This is a genomic window from Fibrobacter sp. UWT3 (assembly GCF_900230125.1).
In the GTDB taxonomy this organism is placed as follows: domain Bacteria; phylum Fibrobacterota; class Fibrobacteria; order Fibrobacterales; family Fibrobacteraceae; genus Fibrobacter.
In genome coordinates, this window is record NZ_OCSS01000002.1 from 466570 (window position 1) to 484810 (window position 18241).

Here is an 18241-nt window from a genome sequence, read left to right on the forward strand (position 1 = left end):
TATTGAATGTTAAAGGAATTTTACAATAGGGTATAAAGGTTCCGAAAAACCCTTTGATGCCCTACTTTTTCTTTTTCTCGTTCAGGATGTCGCCGAGGTTGATACCGTTCGTACTTCCGCGGCGCACACCCCACATCAGGTCGCGCGTGATGTTCGATACTGTCCTGTGGCCCACCATCACCTTCACGTGCAGGCGGGCGATGTAGGCGCCCGTACCCACGAGGCGCCCGTCGTCGGCGCGCATGTTCCACGCGAGGAACAGGTTGCCCGGGTTGGCAAGGCAGCCCGCGTCGCCGTAGACTTCCTTGTCGGAGCAGAGAATGGTTCCGGAAGAACCGCCTACGTAGATGCCGAGGTGCGTGTAGTAGTGCGTCTCGTACTTGAGCTTCACATCGTCGGGTTTCGCGAGAGAGAGCGTGCCGTCGCGGAACTGGTCGATGTTGCTTGCGGTAATCGTGCCGTTCTTGATTGCCTCGATGACCTCTTCGCTCACGCCGTTCTTCTTGAGTTCCTTCGCGGAGATGTTCCCGTCGATGATATCCTGGAAGAGCGCGCCCACGTCCATGTCGGCGGCGGTCTTGATGTTCACGATGGTATCGCGGCTCGCCTCGATACCGCGCTGCACGTATTCCTCGAACAGTTCGAGGTCTTCGTCACTCAGTTTCTTCTTGTAGTTGTTCGCGGTGATGCTCGAGTCCATGAACCCGGTGATGGCCTCGTCGGTGAACCCGCTGATGGCGCTCGCCTTGATGGCCTCGATGAGCTGCGCGATGGATTCCTCCTCGGTAATCTCGAGCACGGTGTACGTGGTGTCGTCTTCGCCGCCGTTCAGGAGCGTGGAGATGAGCGCATCGAGGCTCGCGATGTCTTCGGCGGTCTGCGTCGAGATGAGCTCGGCGACGTCGAAGCCTATCAGGTGGCCCTGCACGCCGAGGGAATCGGACACGTGCTTCGCGTCGGCATCCTTGTTGGTGATGAGCTTCGGCTGCGTGGTGTTCTCTTCGTCCTGCACAATCTCGTTATTCGGGTCGAGCGGCAGCACGTCGGTGCCGGTAATCTGCATGTCCTGCTGGCCCGAGATGCGCACCATCGGCGTGTACCTGTGGGGCTTGTTGCCGCTCATGTCCTCGGCGAGGCTCGTGGTGGAACCTCCCTGCGGTACAAAGCCTACGGAGTCGCCCACGGAGGGGATTACCGCATCGTAGGTGCTCATGGTGAACAGCAGGGTCATGGAACTGTTCGAAGAACCGTTGTCTGCGCCTACGGGCTTTTCGGGGTCGACCTTCTCGCCGCCGCGCACGCACGAATAGCGGAACATGTCCTTGAAGTACTGCTTCGTGTCTTCGGTAATCGCCTCGCTGAAGGTGAGGGTGAGCTCGTGCCCGCTCTTGGTGATGCTCTTTACCGCCTGGGTAACAATCGGGTTTACTTTATCCGTAAGCGAGTCCGCCGCAATGTGGAAGTGGTACCCCTTGTTGTTCTCGGTGTAGGTGAACCAGGTGTCGATGCTGCCCGTGTACAGGTCTTCCTTGCCGCCGGTGAATATCAGGCTGCTGAAACCGCAGAGCTTGTAGGGCTCGCAGGTGCCGCTCGAGACAATCGTAAGTTCGGTGTTGTTGCCGGAAACCTTCCAGTTTTCCTTTGTCTGTACCGGGAAACCTTCGCCGAACGCGAACTTCAGGGAATCGAGGGTGTTCTTGCCGCCCAGTTCCTTGTTGAACTTTATGTGCAGGCTGTCGCCGCGCCCGTCGCCGTTACGGTCGTAGAATTCCGCGCTGGAGATTCTCGGGATGGGCGGTTCCTGGAACACGAGGTCGGTCCAGACGGCAGCGGAAGATGCGGCGCCCTTCGCCTGCAGCATCGCTCCCGTAACGGGCGCGTTCGCGATAACGTAGAACGTGGCGCGGCCCGTGGAGTCGAGCACCACCTTGCTGATTGCCTTGCCGGTCTCGTCGACCGTCTTCATGTTCGGGTCGCTAGAGGAGAGGTTTATGTTCTGGTTGTAGATGGATACCTGCGCCCAGTCTTCCTCGAACATCACCTGCACCTTGTACATCTCGTACGCCCACTGGCCAATCTGGAGCGTGTCGCCCGAGACCTGCGACGTGAGCGACTTCCACTGCTCGGTAGCGAACACCAGCGTGGGCACCTTGTACGGCGGGATGGTAATCCACACGCCGGTCTTCTGTTCGGGGTTGTTCTTGAGCGAGACCTCGAGGTAGTAGTGGCCCGGGGCAAGCCCGTTGTTCTCTACGATGCGTGCGGAGTCGATGCTGAACTGGTACCAGTTGTCCTCGATGGTGATGCCTTCGAACCATGTTCCTGCGGTATCGAGCATTACGCCCGCTTCGCCGAGGTTGCCGCCGGTGAGCCTGTAGTTGGACGGGCCTTCTACCGTGTCGACGTCTGCAAGTTCGTTCGCGGAGAAGTCACAGCTGAGGGCGTCCTTCTTCACAATCTGCCACACGTCGTAGTTCTTGATGGCGGGCGTGGAGCGCAGGTCGGTGAGGAATATGCTCGCCTCGGTGCGCAGGTCTATGGAGGTGCGCATCATGAAGTTCGACTGCGTCTGCTTGCGTTCGGCGTAGAAGATATGGAACGGGTAGGTTTCGCCCTCGGTAAGCCCGAGCGTGTCGAGGTCCACCGCGCCCGATGCCTTCGTGTGCTGCCCGCCGATATCGACCACCAGGCGGTTGTTGATGAACACCCACACGTCGTCGTCGCCGTTGAACTCGAAGTACTGTCCGGGCACGTATTCGAACTTCGCCTGGATCTTCATGGTGAAGCCGAAGTTGTGGTAGCCCTTGTTGCCGCTTAGGGAGTCGTAGTTCACGTTCTCGACAGTGCCTTCCTCGTCGAGCCAGCGGAAGTCGTCGAGGAAGAACAGCCCGCCTTCGGGGCTGCCGTCGTCACGCTGGCCGAGCCAGAATCCGTCGTCGGTCAGTTCGAGTTCCAGGTCGCGGCAGGTGGCGTTCGTGTACTTCTTGCCGCTCGCGTCGGTGTTGATGACATCGGGCAAGAACCAGTAGTCGAGATGTGTCGCGTTCGTGCAGCTGGAGGGGAGTTCCTGTACGCGCACGGGTACGCCGTTGCTGCCGAGTACGGGTTCGACCATCCCCTTGGTGAGCGTGCAGCCGTCTGCGCCGAAGTCCTCGTTGGTGCCTTCGCCGCGCCTTGGGACCCCGCGCGCCTCGTAGCCGTTGCGTCCGCCCCTTTCGGAACCGTCGTACCAGTCGAACATCATTACCGAGAGTGTCTTTACCGGGCAGTCGCCCAGGCGGTTCGGGTATGCGGAAAACTGGTCCGGGGGCCGGAGGGGTTGCCGATAATCCACAGCGTGTCGTTGAGTGCCGCGATGCTGTCGAGGTTGATGGGTTCGCCTACGGGGTTGAGCCCGCGTGCTACGTGCTCGGGGCCTTCCGCGGTCACGTAGGTGTTGCCGATGGTCTGCTTGAACATGACCTCGAAGCCGGTGGCGGGTGCGTTCTTGACCCTGGCTTCGAACCAGCCGCAGTAGTTCTTGACCGCGGTCATGGTGGTTTCGGTGCCCTTGTAGTTCAAGATGGCGTTGGTGTTCGTCCAGTTCGGCATGAACCGGATAACGACGTTAGAACCGCCTGCAGCTTCTCCGCCGGCAGGTTCCTGTTCTGTAGGTGTTTCCCTGTTGTTGTCTCTGCCGTTCCCGTTCCCGGGCTGTGACATAGCGCACATCGAGGCGATGAGTGTCAACAACATGACACGGGTGATAGCCTTATACCACACAATAAACGCTCCTTAATAAACATCCCAATCAGTGGGGCGATACTATAAATATCGCTTATTTTGGGTAAAAATGCAACAGGAGGCAGGGTTTCAATTTAAAATAAGCGTGCAAAAAACGTGCATAAATCATACTTGTTGTGTAAATAAAAGTTTACCGCAAGGCAAAGGGTGCCGTTTTTGGGTCTGGCTCCGGTTTTTCCCGCGGTTAAAACCTACTTTTTATACGTTCAACAAACAGTTTTTTTGGAGATAATTTATGAACCGTGTATATCTGGTTGCTTCTGCCAACATGGAAGCGAAGGTCAAGGAAGTCGTCGACGGCGTTGCCGCTGCCGGCCTCAAGTCTGTATGCTACAAGCCGTGCGTGAACGGTGCCGAGGCTGCTGCCGAACTCAAGGCGCACAACTCCGCCGTGCTCATGGAAAAGATTGCCGCTGACTTCCTCAAGCAGGATTTCGATTCCGTGGATGCCGTCGTGGTGGAAGGTGCTACGGGTATGAGTGAAGCCGTTGCCCAGAAGTTCAACGACACCCTCGCGACCGCGCTCGATGCGAAGATCTATTCCGATAGCGAAGATGCCGACCTGTTCTGCTCGTGCCGCCTGCTGCATTGCCCCAAGTGCCTCGCGAAGGACCTCGCCGCAGAACCTGCCGAACGCAAGACGAGCCAGGCGATGTTCCGTGCGGGCCTGCTCCTCAAGGCATCCAAGGCGAAGAAGCGCATTGTGCTCCCCGAAGGTTGCGAACCGCGTACCGTGCAGGCAGCGAAGCTCGTAATCGACCGTGGTATCGCGGTTCCCGTGCTCGTGGGCAAGAAGGAAGAAATCCTGAAGGTCGCGAAGGAACAGGGCGTGCAGCTCCCGGCTGACATCGAAATTATCGAACCCAGTGCTGAACTCGCCGAAAAGTACGTTCCGACGCTCGTGGAACTCCGCAAGTCGAAGGGCATGACCGAAGACCAGGCCCGTGCGGCTCTTGCGGATAACGTAATGCTCGGCACCATGATGCTCAAGATGGGCGAAGTCGACGGCCTCGTTTCCGGTGCCATCCACTCTACCGCAGATACACTGCGCCCTGCCCTGCAGGTGATCAAGTGCGCCCCGGGCGTGAAGTCCGTGAGCTCCGTGTTCTTCATGTGCATGCCTGGCAAGACTTACATCTACGGCGACTGCGCCATCAACCTGAACCCGACCGCCGAGGAACTTGCAGGGATTGCCATGCAGTGCGACGACACCGCTAAGGCCTTTGGCCTTCCCAGCCGTGTCGCGATGCTCAGCTACAGCACCATGAACAGCGGCAAGGGCCCCGATGCAGACCTCGTGCGCGAAGCGACCAAGATTGTGAAGGAAGCCCGTCCCGAGATGCTCGTGGATGGCCCGCTGCAGTACGATGCCGCGACCGTGCCGAGCGTTGGCTCCCTCAAGGCCCCGGGCAGCACCGTCGCCGGCAAGGCGACCGTGTTCGTGTTCCCGAGCCTCTCTGCGGGTAACATTGGCTACAAGGCCGTGCAGCGTAGCGCGCAGGGCACCATCGCCATCGGCCCCATGCTCCAGGGTCTCGCGAAGCCGGTGAACGACCTCAGCCGTGGCGCCCTCGTCGAAGACATCGTGTACACGATTGCACTCACCGCCGTCCAGGCAGGTTAAGGTCTCGTCACACCGAAGCCTTGCGTAGCAAGGCAAGTGTGTCTATTGGCATATATCCAAAAAAATCGCCTGCTATTTCGCAGCCGATTTTTTTTTGGATGCCCTTGTCAAGCAAAGCTTGCCTGCGGCATGACGTTTCATATTATTTCTTGTCTAACTTCGCGTTGATTTTCTTCTTCAGTTCTTTCAACTGCCAGCGCCCGCGCTTGTCTTCCATAAAGTAGCTTGTACGTATTCCGCGGGAAAGTCCGCGCTCTATCAGGTCGAGCGCGTCGGCGTATCGCTTCTGCTCGAACCGCAGTTCGGCAAGGAAGAAGTAGTTGTACAGGTCCTTCGGGTCCTGCTGCAGGGCCATGTTCAGGTACTTGTCGGCGAGGTCCTTGTCGGGCCACGTGAGAATCAGGGGCACGTAGGGCAAAAGCTGGTGGGCGCGACCGAGCACTTGCCAGTCCTCGGTCTTCGTGGCCACGTCGCGCACGATTGTCGCAATCCCGTCCTTTACCGCCTGCAGGGGGTTCTTGTCGGCACCCCACATCGATACCGCGGTCGCGTAGATATGCGCGATGTCCTTGTTCTTCGGGAACTTCGCATAGGCCGCCTCGCTGATGTTTTTCAGGGAGTCGAGTTTCTGCGAGCGCTTCTTTTTGTCGAAGGGTACAAAACGGAAAGAAAAGTACAGGCTCTTTATGTAGCCCTCGGTCGCCGCCTCGGCAACAGATGCGTCGTCCATCGCCTTCCTGTAGGCATCAATCATGAGTTTCGCATTGTGTGCATCCGCCTTGTCGCCCTTTGCCTGCTCGGCGCGTGCCGCATAGCACGAATCCGCAAAGCGCAGGTCGTCGTTTGCGAAAACCGTGAACGTACAGAGCAGTACGGCAAGTGCTATTTTGGATGCAATACGCATTTAGGTCTGCCAGTTCCTCAGAAACTTGTTGACGTGCGCAATCCTGTTCTTTTCTTCGTCGGTGCCGTGGAATGTCTTGAACAGCAGGTTACGGTATTCCATCATGGCGGTGCGAATCAGAATCTTGTCTTCTTTCTTGAGCATAGTGCGGTAATAATACAAAATTTTAAATGTTACTTTATTTGTTGCCTTTGCCCTTGCCTGCAAAGTAATCCTGCTGGCGGGTGGCCCCGAGCACGGCGTGCCACAGCGTGCCGTTCGGGTCAATCTTCTTCCTTTCGTTCACGGCGTACTCTATGGGTACGTGGCTGAACTGCTCGTTCATGCTGCCCACTACCATGTCGGTCTTGCCTGCCATGCCGGCGTGAACCGCGCTTTCTGCCAGCTGGAAGCAGAAGATGGCGTCGGTTCCCTTCGCGGGGATGCTCCGCACCATGTAGCTCGGGTCGAAGTACTTGATGTTCACTTCCTTGCCGACCTTGTCGAAGTGTTCCTTGATCTTGCGCGTCAGGAATTCGCCGATGTCGTTCTTCAGGATGTTCCCGCTCGCGTCGCGGCGTTCTTCCTGGTCCTTGAACAGTTCCTGCCCGGCGCCTTCGGCGACGGCGATAACCGCGTGTGTCTTGCCACTGCTGTAGCGGCTCTCGAGAGCCTTGAACAGGCCTTCCAGCGTGAAGGGGACCTCGGGCACGAGGCAGAAGTTCACGACCGTAGTCGCGAGCGCTGCGTATGCGGCAATGAAGCCCGAGTCGCGGCCCATGAGCTTCACTAACCCGAGCCCGTTGAATGCGCCGTTCGCCTCGTTGTGCGCGCTCGTAATCACGTCGGTCGCGCTGAGGACCGCGGTCTCGAAACCGAACGTGCGGTCGATGAGGTTCAGGTCGTTGTCGATAGTCTTCGGGATGCCGATAATCGAGATGGGCTGCCTGCGCTTCTTGACTTCTTCGGCAATCGCGTGTGCGCCGCGGAGGGTGCCGTCGCCGCCGATGCAGAACAGCACGTTGATGTTGAGGCGCATCAGGGTATCCACCATCACCATCGGGTCCTGCATGCCGCGCGAACTCCCGAGAATCGTGCCGCCGTCTTCCTGGATGGAATCGACCACGTCGGGGTTGAGCGTGATGGGCGAGTAGCCGTATGCGGGGTTGAGTCCGCGGTAGCCGTAGGGGATGCCAAAAATATTGCGGACGCCGTAATCGAACCAGAGCACCTGTACGAGGCCCTTGATCACGTTGTTGAGGCCGGGGCAGAGCCCGCCGCAGGTCACCACGCCGGCGCGTGTCCAGGCGGGGTCGTGGAAAATGGTTTCGCGCGGGCCGGCCGCCTCGAGCGACGGGACCTCGATACCCTTGTCTATGAATTCGTGTATGCGCTTGATGTCGGTGGTGAGGCTAATGCGGTCGTCTTCCGAGACGAACTTGATTCCCTTCATGGGGGATTTCAGCGTGCCCTTGCCGACGGTTTCAATAGAAAGGTCAAAATCTTTCGGATTGGCGAGAATATCTTCCTGGGTCATAATGCCCCTAAAATACTAAAAATCCGGAGCCCGCGCCCGCTAGACCATCGGCGGGAAATGGATTTTCGTGCGCAAACCGGGATTCGCGTTCTCTATCTCGATTTTCATGTTCGAGAGCGCGCAGAGCTTCTTCACCATCGAGAGCCCGATGCCGGTGCCCTTCGTGGTGCGGGTCATCTCGTTTTCTACGCGGTAGAATTCCTGGAACACCTTCTTCATCTCGGAGGGCGGAATGCCCGGGCCGTAGTCGCGCACGGCGAGGTACACGTGGTCGCCTTCCGTCTTCATCTCGATGATAATCATCTTGTAGTCGGCGTTCTTCGAGAACTTGAGCGAGTTGTCCACGAGGTTCGTGAGAATCTGCATCACGGCGTCGCGGTCCATCATCAACTGCACGCGGTCAATATCCGAGTCGCACGACACGGTGAGCGAAAAACCGTGGTCCTCGATGTTCTTGGTGTACATGGTCACGAAGTCGTCGAGCACGGCCTTCGGCCAGTCCTTCCTGATGTTTGCCACCCAGCGGTTGCCGTCGATTTTCGAGAGGTCGAGCACGTTCTGGATAAGCCTCGTGAGGCGGTCGCTCTCGCTTGCAATCTGGTCAAAGCTGCGCTTACGCTTGGCGTCGTCCATCTTCTGATAACTTGTCTGTAATATCTCGGCGCGCATCTTGATGGTGGTGAGCGGTGTCTTGAGTTCGTGGCTCACCGCCGATATAAAGTCCTGTCGCTTCTGGGCCAGGTTGAGCTGGCTTTGCGTAAGCCGGTAGATAGAGATGAGGCCGCCCCCCAGAAGCAGGAACATGATTCCGCCTATCAAGATCAGCAGCTGCCCGTTGCTGATAATCTGGCCGTTGCCGCCTGCCTCCTGCACCGACTTGTCGACGTAGACGCTCATGGTGATGGCGTTCAGCGGTTCGGCGAGGTTTTCCTCGAACACCTTCACGGCGAAGCGGGTGTCGATACCGAACGATACGAGGTCTCCCTTGTACGTAAACTTCAGGGCGAGGTGGTTGTCTTCGTTCGCGTAGTCACCCACCTCGAGATCCACGATGCTCCTCAGGTATTCGCGAAGGTCTACCACGAACCCCTGCACAAAATTCTCCTCGCCGCGCAGCACGTTCCTGTAGAACACGATGTACTGGCGGTTCAGTTCCGCCTGGAACGATTCGATGGCGATGTCCATCGTGCCCACGTACGGGAATATCCTGTACAGGCCCGAGGTGTCCATCTTGGCCGATTCCACGTTGAACGCGAACTGTTCCTGCTCGGAGGTGCGCTCCACGCGCATGCGCTTCTTGCGGTTCTTACTCTTGGAAAGGTCCACCTCGTTGGCGAGCTGGTCAAGCGCGTTGGAACTTTCGCCTGCAATCTTGGAGGTATCCTGCGTGGCGGCCGTCCCCTTGTTCTTGATGCCCATGTCGCGCACGATGAACTTGAGCCTGTTCTGGAACGACTCGCGGATTTCCTTGTTCTCGAGCTGCACCTGCCCGAGCGCGCCCGCCGGCAGGTAGGGGGTACTGAACACGCCGTCGGGGTCTATCTGGAAATGGCCCACGAGCCCGGCGTACTGGCTGCAGTAGTCCAGCTTGCTGGAATCGCTATTGCATGATGTTACCGGGAAATTGAGCGCGAGGTCCGAGTAGGTGGGCTGCTCGCCTGCAGAAATGGTCTTCGCGACCTTGATGAACCTGTACTCCATGAAGGAGCGCTTGTTCTCTATCGCGAGGTCGTCCTTGATGCGGTTGTTCGCCATCTTCAGGACCTGCGTTGCGTGCATGGCCCATTCCGCCTTCGACTCGTCCTGCATGTGCAGGTACGAATCGTAAAGCAGCCCCGCCACCGGGAGTGCAATCACGGCGAAGATGGCTGAATAGATGAGAACGAGACGTTTCTTTATTAAGCGGTTTTTGAGCATTCAGGTGTAGAACGCATCTGGTAGCCTTCGCCACGGAACGTGACCAAGAGCTTCGGATGGGAAGGATCGTCCTCGATTTTCTTGCGGAGCTTGGTGATGTGGATGTCGACGGTGCGGGTATCCACGGATTCGGCGTTCTCGTAGCCCCAGACTTCACGGAGCAGTTCGGAGCGCGGGACCGCATGGTCACGGTTGTTCCACAGGTATTCGAGGATTTCGATTTCCTTGCGGGTGAATGCGAGTTCTTCCTTGCCGCGCGTGCCTGCGTATTCGCGGAAGTTCACGCGGAGGTTGCCTGCCACGAGCTTGCCTTCGTTTTCCATGGACTGGCGGCTGCGGCGGAGTACGGCCTCGATGCGTGCGAGCAGCATCGGGGTGGAGAACGGCTTCGGGATGTAGTCGTCGGCACCGAACTTGAGGCCGTTGATGATGTCTTCGTCGGTGTTCTTTGCAGAGAGAATGATAATGGGGAGGCTTCTGTCCTTTTCGCGAATCTTGTCGCAGACCTCGAAGCCGTTCATGCCCGGGAGCATCACGTCGAGGAGCACCAGGCCGTACTGTCCGGTGAGGGCCTCGGTAAGGCCGCTTTCGCCATCGGCGACATGCTTTACGTGGTAGCCGTTGAGCTCGCAGAGGTCTACGAGGCTTTCTGCAATTGCAATTTCGTCTTCAACAATAAGAATGCTAGTGTTGCTAGTATTGTTAGCCATTTTTGTTTCCCTTAAACTCCTATGGGGGTATTTAGTTTAAATTGCGAGACCGACGCCGATTTCAGCAGCCATGCGCCCCGGTTCGATTTCTTCCGGGAAGTCGCCGCCGAAGTAGTACTTGAAGTTCGCGTATGCGGCAATCGGGATAATCGGAAGCTTTGCACGCAGGCCAACGAGAATGTGGCCGCCGATGCTGGTCTTGAGGCCTTCCTCGAGGGCGGCGTCCTGGATGTTTTCGACGAGGGCGTCGGTAAGGCGCTGTGCCATTGCGTTCTGGTCGGGCAGGGCAATGGAATTGGGGTCGAGCGCCGCTGCCGGGTTGCTCATCACGCCGTCAATCGCGTTCTGCATTTCGGCCTCGAGTTCGGCCTTCACCACGTTGTAGGTACCGCCCACGACCTTCGAGGTGAAGGGCTGGTTCAGGATGAAGGTGTTCATGTAGTAGGTAAGGCCGCCGCCGATGTAGGGGCGGATAATGGGAATGAACGTGATGGGGTAGGTAATGGAGAGGTCGCCGTTCATCTGCACGAACTTCGGGTTCGCCTTGCCGAACGGGGTGCCGCCGAGTTCCACCTCGAGGTCAATCTGCTGGTAGGCGCTCAGGTCGGCTGCCGCAGCACCCGCGAGAACTGCGGTCGGGTCCTTGATGACGAACAGCGATGCGTCGTAGGAGCCGAACTGGATGTTGAAGGTCGCTTCGATGTCGATGATGGGGAGGACATCCACCCACACCTTGAAACCGAAACCGTGCATCATCTCGTCGAATCCGCCGTGCCACAGCTTGACTTTGCCCGCGTCGGTGACGTTGACGCTGACGCTGTTGCCGAACCTGTCGGGGGTTTCGGCAAAACCGGTCATCTTGCTGCCGAAATTGGGGGTGTAGTGCGCGCCGATACCGATGATGGCGAACGACTGCGAGGCGAGCAGGGCACCTGCTGCGAGTAGGATTTTAGCGTTCATAAATGCTCCTAGGAAAACTTCTAGACTTGAAACTAGATAAAAATTTTCAAAATGGGGCGCCCCCTGGGGCGAAAAAGTGCCAAAATCCGCTTTTTTGTGATGTTCCGGCGCATTTTATCGGTATTTATGGCTTATTTATCAAGACTATGTAAACAAAATTGTATATACCCGCGAAAAAAAGTATATATTATGTAAGTTTTAAGGGGGTCCCTTGGGATTCCCGGCGACTTTCTTTCCAAGAGGAGAAATATGCGCAAACTGATAACACTGATTGCCCTTATAGGACTCATGGCGAGCCTTTCCTTTGCGGCAGACGATGCCGCCACCCGCCGCCGTTCCGCAAAGGCGTTCAACGAACTTGATGCCGACGAGGCAAGGCCCGCGAAGAGGCCCGCCTACGAGAAGCAGGCCCCTGCCAGGCAGGCGCCCGCTCCCAGACAGCAGTCTATAGCTATGGGCAACCAGGCGTTGCCCACGATTATCGTTGTCCCCGCCCAGAAGGCGAAGGGCATGAGCGACCTCCAGGCGTTCCAAAGCAACCCGAACAACCGTATGGCCATCGAGGCCATCAACGGCTACCTGACCCAGCGCCAGTACGAGGTGAAGTCGCTTGCCGGCGAGGAGACCCTCGGCGAGGTCATCCAGATGCAGCAGGATATCGCCGAGACGGAAGAAGACCTTTCGTACCTCGCGAGCCTCGCCCTGAGTGCCGATATCTACATCAAGTTCTCCGCCTCCATCGAAGGCGGTATCGTGCTTATCGAGCTGAGCGCCTACGAGGCGGCGACTGCGCGCCTGCTGGGTAGCCAGACGAGCCAGGCTGCCGCAAACGGGCAGAGCAAGGGCGCCATCGCGCAGGCGGTATTCGATGCCGCGAACCGTGCCATGCCGGGTCTCGAGAAGAAAATCAAGGGCTACTGGGAAGTGGACCGCAAGAACGGCGTTCAGTACAAGGTAATAATGAAGTTGCAGGGCGACTTTGACGAGCAGCGCGTGGAAGATATCCAGGACGACGTGAACATGCTCGCGAAGAAGGCGTTCAAGCGCGTGAACACGAACGTGCAGACGGCAAAGACTATCGACATGACCGTGTTTGCCGACATGGACAAGTTCGCCGACTCGCAGGAAGTCTACAGCTACATCCGTCGCGGACTCAAGGGTTCCGTGACCGTGCGCAAGATAAACATTACCAAGAAACTGATTCTGATCGAACTCAAGTAATATGAACATCAAGAAGTTTGCCTTTTTGCTGCTTTCCCTTTCTGTAGCCGCTTTTGCGGGCAAGGTAATCACGTACACCGCCTCCTCGGAGGTTTCGCAGGAACAGGCGAACAACACGGCCATCGCGGGTGTCGCCAAGCAGGTTTCCTCGACGGTCGTGACCGACGACAGGCTCCGTACCGAGGATGTTTCCGCGGGCGGGAAGGAAAAGATTTCGCAGACCTACACCTCGAACAAGAACGTGAAGACGAATGTCGACCTCAAGTGGGTGAAGGTGCAGCCGCTCCCGAAGGACGGCAAGAAGTTCCGCGCCACGGCGACGCTCGACGTGGACGAGATGACGAACAACATCCGCCTGCAGATGGCTAACGCGAAGGAGAAGATTGCGAAGTACGAGGCCGACGGCCGTGCCGCGCTGGAAGCATCGCGTTACGACGAGGCTATCCGCATGCTCACTGCTGCAGAGGCGCTCATTGAGCCTTACAGTGCGCTGAAGAGCGAACTTGCGCAGGTGTTTACCCTGAACGAGTCGTTCAACCTGAAGCATAACCTTCCGGGCCTGCGTGCCGATATCGCGTCTAAGCTCGGTAACCTGCAGGTAAAGACCGCGCCCGAAAAGCTCGTGCTCGAGAAGGACGTGATAGAGAACCTCACGGTGACGGTTACCGACGCGAAGGGCGCAGTGACGGACTTCCCGCTCAAGGCGGTGCAGGACGGCAAGAAGCTGGATTCCCGCCGCACGCAGGATAACGGAGCCGCCGTGTTTACCATCCCGAACGTGAACTTTGGCGCAGGCACGCTCGCCATATCGTTCGTGCCCGACTTCCCGAAAGAGATCCTGAAGGCGGCGCGACTCGAGAAGGGTTTCGTGATACCCTACGAAGTGAAGCAGGCCTCGTGCAATGTGCGGTTTGACTGCACGGGTAGCCCCGAGGGCTGCAAGGCGCTTGCCGACCAGATGGCGAAGCAGGGGGTGCTCGTGGGCAAGAACGCGAAGGACCCGGTTATCAAGGCCGAGGTGAAGGCGACGCCCAAGGGCTCGCTCAACCAGCTGCTTTCCTTTGACGTGGCGGTGTCTGTTTCCGGTGACAAGGTAAGTTTTACCAAGTCATCGAAGGGCGTGGGCAAGACCGAGGCCGTGGCGGTGACGAAGGCCGTCGGCAAGCTCAAGGTCAAGGAATTCGACAAGGTTTGCAAATAGAGACTAGGGAGGGTTCTGCGTTCATACGAAGTATGAACGGGAGTGCAAACTAGTTTTGCACGACTTTTTCTTGTGTCCGCCCTCCCTAAAACCCTCCTAACACTCAATAACCCGCTTCGTCCAGGCAGTGCCATTCGGGCAGGTGGGTTATTTTCGTGGGCGCCTAGCGGTGCGGATGCAAATGGGCGGGTAAGGCCTGCTTTCAAATAATTTTTCTTGTGTAAAAAATAAAGGGCGCCGGAAGGCGTCCTTTAATTGTAATGCCTGAGCGGGCGATTACTTCTTTTTCTTCTTGCTGCCGCTGGTGGCGTCGAGCTCGATCTTGACGGTTTCTTCACCCTTCACGGTCACGAGCATTTCGGCGGACTTGCGGTTGGAGCATTCTGCGCGAACCAGGTGGTCGCCGGCATCCAGGTTGTGGATGGTGAGCGCTGCACCATCGGTCTTGTCGGAGTTTTCACCGTCGACGTAGATGATGCACTTGCCCGGCTTGGTGGTCACTTCGATGTTGCCCTTCGGGATCTTGGTACCGTAGTCGAAGGTGTTGCGCTTGTCGTTGCCCGGCCACACGTTCACGCGCTGGTTCACCAGTTCGTAGCCCTGGTCGATGACGATAAGCGTCTGGCGGCCCGACTTGACCTGCATGTTCTCGATGGGGCTCTTGCCCAGGAGTTCATTGCCCAGGTACACGTCGCTGTTGGGCGGGTTGGTAATGATGGTCACGGTTGCGGCCTTACCGCGCGGGGTGGATCTTCGTCGGCGACAGCCGAAGTAACAAGGAACGCCACCATAAGGGCGAAAATGTAGAGCTTTTTCATTTGCTTACTCCTATTTGCGTTTTACCCTAAAATATAAAGATTTCCTTGAAGTGGCTCGCATTTTATAATATTTTGTAGGTAAAATTCTTTTAAACGAGCCTTTCGGGCCTGATTTTATATGAAAGCACTGTACCAGAAGATACGTTCCCTCGACGGGAAACCCTACGGGACCTACAAGAACCTCGCCACGCGGGAATGGGATTTCGGCGATTTTGTGCTGGAATTCATCCACGTGCAGGGCGACCCGTATGCGCCGGCATCGCGCGTGCTGCTGCGTGCGAAACTCGCGACGCTCGGGTATGCGCCGGAGTGGGGCTCGGATTTCGAGCACCGGCTTGCGCTGAGCGATTTCTTGTACCGGAGGCTCGGACGTATGGTACAGGAACGCTACTCGGGTAAGGATGCCGCCGTGGTGTTCGACACGGCGGGACCCGAAATGCTGGTGCGGAACAGCCTGTGGATAGACAACGGCGAGATCCGCGCGTGCCTGCAGGTGAGGCTCCCGGGCGAGGGCCGCAAGATCCAGGCGGAACTCGCCGCAGAAATCCTCACGATGGTCATGCCCGACCTGGTAGCGGCGGGGCTTTACTACACGCAGGGCGACGAACCCGCGATGCAGCGACATTACCGCGTGCTTGCCGAACGCAGGGAAATCCTTGCGCAGCTGGACGGGCGCGGGCTCTGCGCGTTTGTGCCCGACGGGGCTGTGCTTCCGCGGGCATCGGGCCTGAGCGAATTGCCGCTTGAAGGGGCGGTGCCGTTTGCAGCGCCTGCGGAACTTGCGGTGACGTTGGATGCCTGCGGGCGCGAAATCCGCGGGATGGGTATCCCGAAGGGGATTACGGTAATTACCGGCGGTGCGTTCCACGGGAAGTCCACGCTGCTGCAGGCGCTTGTACGTGCGGTGTACCCGCATGTTCCGGGCGACGGGCGCGAGGGTATAGTCGTGGACGATACTGCTCTCCGTGTGGGCGTGGAGGACGGGCGCAGCGTACGCGGGACCGACCTCTCGATGTTCGTTCGCGACCTGCCCGGTGGTATAAGCACGAAGGATTTCAGCACGCTCTCGGCTTCGGGTTCCACGAGCGAGGCGGCGAACCTGCTCGAGGCGATGGAAGCGGGAGCGCGCATGTTCCTTATCGACGAGGATTCCTCGGCGGTGAACTTCCTGATTCGCGACGTGCGCGTGCGCAAGCTGCTGGGCGACGAGCGCGAACCGCTAATCCCGCTGACCGACCGCATTCGTTCTCTCGCTTCTGCGGGTATGAACTTTATCCTTGTCGCCGGTGCCTGCGGGGACTATCTCGACCTTGCAGACAACATAATCGTGATGGCGAACTATAGGGCGGAATGCGCGATGGTTCGACAAGCTCACCAACCGGAACGTCAATCTGGTATAAACGAGCTGGCTAAGGCCACTGAGCTTGCCGAAGTGCCACAATCGCGCCCCTTCGCCGCCTACATGCAGCCCCTGCAGAAACATGTGCGGCCTGCCTCTGCGGTGGAGCGCCAGGTGAAGGTGAAACTCGCCGGCGATTCGCTTTTGCAGATTGGTTTCCTTGTGGCCGATACCTCGCGCCTCGTGACGCTTGTAGATAGGCAGCATCGGCTTGGTGCAGGGTTCATGCTGCTCAATATGCTCCAGAACGCGGCGAGCAATACCGCGGAGGGTTCTGCCCCCGCAAGTGATTCCGTTGCGGGTGTGGCGCAGAAACTCTGCGATGTGGTATGCAACGTGGGGTTCCGCAACCTGCCGCAGGGCATGAGCCGCGAAATGAGCCTGCCCCGCGCCGTCGATATCGCCTGCGTGGCTTTCCGGCTTAACGGAAAATAAAAAAAGGCCTGCCGTGTTACCGGCGGACCCTAGGGTAGTTTATGGAGGTGTAAAACTCTAGAACTGCTCGAAGAACTCGTGTACCGCTTCGGGAACCCAGGTCTGTTCCCAGTTCCAGCCGACGCCCATGTTGCCGGTGTCGTGCGCGGTCCACTGGTGGTCACCCGGCCAGGTGCACCACTTGACGGGGAAGCGTTCGTCTACGTCCTTGAAGTCGTAGCACACGTGCCCTGTATTGCCACTGATTTCCTTGGGCTTCTCGGAACTTGCGTCGGTGAAGTCGCCGTTCGCGTCGGCCTTGCCGTTACGCTTGAGGATGCGCGGAAGGGCGCTGTTCTTTGCACGGTCGTAATTGCAACGGCCATCGTTTACGCCATGTACGTTCATCCAGGCGATGGGCTGTTCCTTCATGTTGTTGCCTTCGGGCAGCCAGATGTTGTAGTCGGCGACGGCGTATGTCGCGGCGGCACGCACGCGGCTCTGCATATCTTGCATAAGCGAGTAGCTGAACATGGCGCCGAAGCTGAAGCCTGTAATGAACACGCGGCTCGTGTCGATGCAGTAGTTCTCCTCGAGGGTGGTGAGCGTCTGCGCGAAGAAGTCGTGGTCGCCCTGACCCTTGGTCCACAGGCCGCCAACCGCATCGAGAGAAACGAAGATGTAGTCGCCGTTCTTGTCGAGCACTTGCTGGCCGTAGTATGGAGTGGGGTGGTCGTAGTCGGCCTTGTGGTGCACGAAGTCCTCGCCATTGCTGCCGTAGCAGTGCAGTGCAAAGAGCACCTTGTGCGGCTTCTTGTTGTCGTAGTTCTTGGGCAGGGTAATAAAGTATTTGCGGGTATCGCTTCCGACCCGAATCTCGAACTGGTCGCCGTTTTCGACGCTCTGGACTTTCCTTAAACTGGAATTGATGCCGCAGCCCTTGCTCGGGGTGGGTTCGTTCCCCAGCGCATAGCCGAACTTGAACTGCGGTGCCACTGCCTTGAGTTTCACGTCGAGCGTGGTGTCGAGCGTGCCGAGCGGTACCGTGAGCGTGTCGAAGCCCTCTGCCACGAAGCGGATTGCCTCGCCCTGCGCGACCTCCTTCAGGAGTGCGCTTGCATGTGCGCTGAAGGTGTTGCTGTAGCTGCCCTCGGTAGAGAACTTGAAATTCTGCCTTGCGTTACCTACGGTTACCTGCGCGAAGTAGGTGCCGTGCGCCTTGATGGCCCTGTTCAGGTCGAACATGCCGGAGCCCTGCAGGGTCTTGCCGAAAACCTGGTTCCCCAGCGAGTTGAATATCTGCACGTGGACGGGCGCGCTGGTGCTCTGCGAGTAAGAGAGCACGCCGTTGTTGATGCTCACGTACCCGACGGAATTCCTGACGGCATGGAAGCCGATGGTTTCGTCCTCGAAGAGGGTGAATTTGCCCTGGTTGTCGGTGGTGGTCGCCTTGCCCTCTTTGAGGAGGCTTACCGAGACGCCCTCGAGCGCCTTGCCCTGCTCGTCGGAAACGCTGCCCGACACGGTGTAGGCGGAAGCGAGCCCGCAAAAAGCGAGAATGCTCGCCGTCGCAAGAAAACTGCGCGTGATAATACTCATTTGTACTCCTTTTTTGCCCTAATCCACCTACGGAGCACACCCTGACATTAAGTAATCTAATGTGGTATAGGAAAAATGTTCCCCGCCGTTCCTCGATGCTTATGGATGAATTGTCTATAGAAGGGGTAATTGCGGACAAACGTTTACTTTTTTTTTATTATATTTTTTTACGTAC

General features: G+C 57.8%; 14 protein-coding genes. 4 read left to right on the plus strand and 10 right to left on the minus strand.

The features are described 5' to 3' along the window. Window positions 1–61: 61 nt before the first annotated feature. Window positions 62–3244 (minus strand): fibro-slime domain-containing protein, encoded by a 3183-nt coding sequence (locus CRO08_RS09715; RefSeq protein ID WP_255252311.1) that lies wholly within the window; start codon window positions 3242–3244, stop codon window positions 62–64. 14 nt (window positions 3245–3258) lie between these two features. Then, complete coding sequence (locus CRO08_RS17365; RefSeq protein ID WP_255252312.1) at window positions 3259–3762, minus strand: hypothetical protein; 504 nt, start codon at window positions 3760–3762, stop codon at window positions 3259–3261. Between the two features lie 256 nt (window positions 3763–4018). Here CRO08_RS17365 and pta point away from each other — a divergent pair, with 256 nt between their 5' ends. Beyond that, entirely contained in the window at window positions 4019–5407 is a 1389-nt protein-coding gene (gene pta, locus CRO08_RS09720; protein ID WP_097036032.1) for a phosphate acetyltransferase, read from the plus strand. Window positions 5408–5549: 142 nt separating this feature from the next. On the opposite strand, the gene CRO08_RS09725 is transcribed toward pta, so the two are convergent. Genes CRO08_RS09725 through CRO08_RS09745 form a run of 6 tightly spaced genes read right to left on the minus strand, consistent with a single transcriptional unit; the run spans window position 5550 to window position 11414 of the window. Then, complete coding sequence (locus CRO08_RS09725) at window positions 5550–6311, minus strand: lipopolysaccharide assembly protein LapB (protein WP_097036033.1); 762 nt, start codon at window positions 6309–6311, stop codon at window positions 5550–5552. Beyond that, window positions 6312–6455 carry a hypothetical protein gene (locus CRO08_RS17020; RefSeq protein ID WP_175547237.1) on the minus strand — a complete coding sequence of 48 codons (144 nt, stop codon included), beginning with the start codon at window positions 6453–6455 and terminating at the stop codon, window positions 6312–6314. Window positions 6456–6489: 34 nt separating this feature from the next. Next, complete coding sequence (locus CRO08_RS09730) at window positions 6490–7827, minus strand: ATP-dependent 6-phosphofructokinase (protein WP_097036034.1); 1338 nt, start codon at window positions 7825–7827, stop codon at window positions 6490–6492. A 39-nt stretch (window positions 7828–7866) separates the two neighbouring features. Continuing rightward, a complete protein-coding gene (locus CRO08_RS09735; protein WP_097036035.1) occupies window positions 7867–9744 on the minus strand; it encodes a cell wall metabolism sensor histidine kinase WalK in 1878 nt (625 codons plus the stop codon). Next, entirely contained in the window at window positions 9726–10454 is a 729-nt protein-coding gene (locus CRO08_RS09740) for a response regulator transcription factor (protein WP_072807612.1), read from the minus strand. The genes CRO08_RS09735 and CRO08_RS09740 overlap by 19 nt, the downstream gene beginning before the upstream one ends. Window positions 10455–10490: 36 nt before the next feature. Continuing rightward, the gene (locus CRO08_RS09745) at window positions 10491–11414 is read right to left on the minus strand and encodes a hypothetical protein (protein WP_097036036.1); all 924 of its coding nucleotides are present in this window, start codon (window positions 11412–11414) and stop codon (window positions 10491–10493) included. A gap of 249 nt (window positions 11415–11663) precedes the next feature. On the opposite strand from CRO08_RS09745, the gene CRO08_RS09750 reads away from it, so the two are divergent. Together CRO08_RS09750 and CRO08_RS09755 are read left to right on the plus strand one after the other, a co-directional pair. Then, a complete protein-coding gene (locus CRO08_RS09750) occupies window positions 11664–12635 on the plus strand; it encodes a DUF6175 family protein (protein WP_097036037.1) in 972 nt (323 codons plus the stop codon). A 1-nt stretch (window position 12636) separates the two neighbouring features. Continuing rightward, window positions 12637–13836, plus strand: coding sequence for a hypothetical protein (locus CRO08_RS09755; protein ID WP_097036038.1), 1200 nt, complete (start codon window positions 12637–12639; stop codon window positions 13834–13836). 276 nt (window positions 13837–14112) lie between these two features. Here the strand turns inward: CRO08_RS09755 and CRO08_RS09760 are convergent, their stop codons facing one another. After that, window positions 14113–14559, minus strand: coding sequence for a PEGA domain-containing protein (locus CRO08_RS09760; RefSeq protein WP_255252313.1), 447 nt, complete (start codon window positions 14557–14559; stop codon window positions 14113–14115). A 213-nt stretch (window positions 14560–14772) separates the two neighbouring features. Here CRO08_RS09760 and CRO08_RS09765 point away from each other — a divergent pair, with 213 nt between their 5' ends. Beyond that, on the plus strand, window positions 14773–16488 hold the full coding sequence (locus CRO08_RS09765) for an ABC-ATPase domain-containing protein (RefSeq protein ID WP_097036039.1): 1716 nt from the start codon (window positions 14773–14775) through the stop codon (window positions 16486–16488). Window positions 16489–16545: 57 nt separating this feature from the next. Here the strand turns inward: CRO08_RS09765 and CRO08_RS09770 are convergent, their stop codons facing one another. Then, window positions 16546–18066, minus strand: coding sequence for an esterase (locus CRO08_RS09770; RefSeq protein ID WP_097036040.1), 1521 nt, complete (start codon window positions 18064–18066; stop codon window positions 16546–16548). Between the last annotated feature and the right edge of the window lie 175 nt (window positions 18067–18241).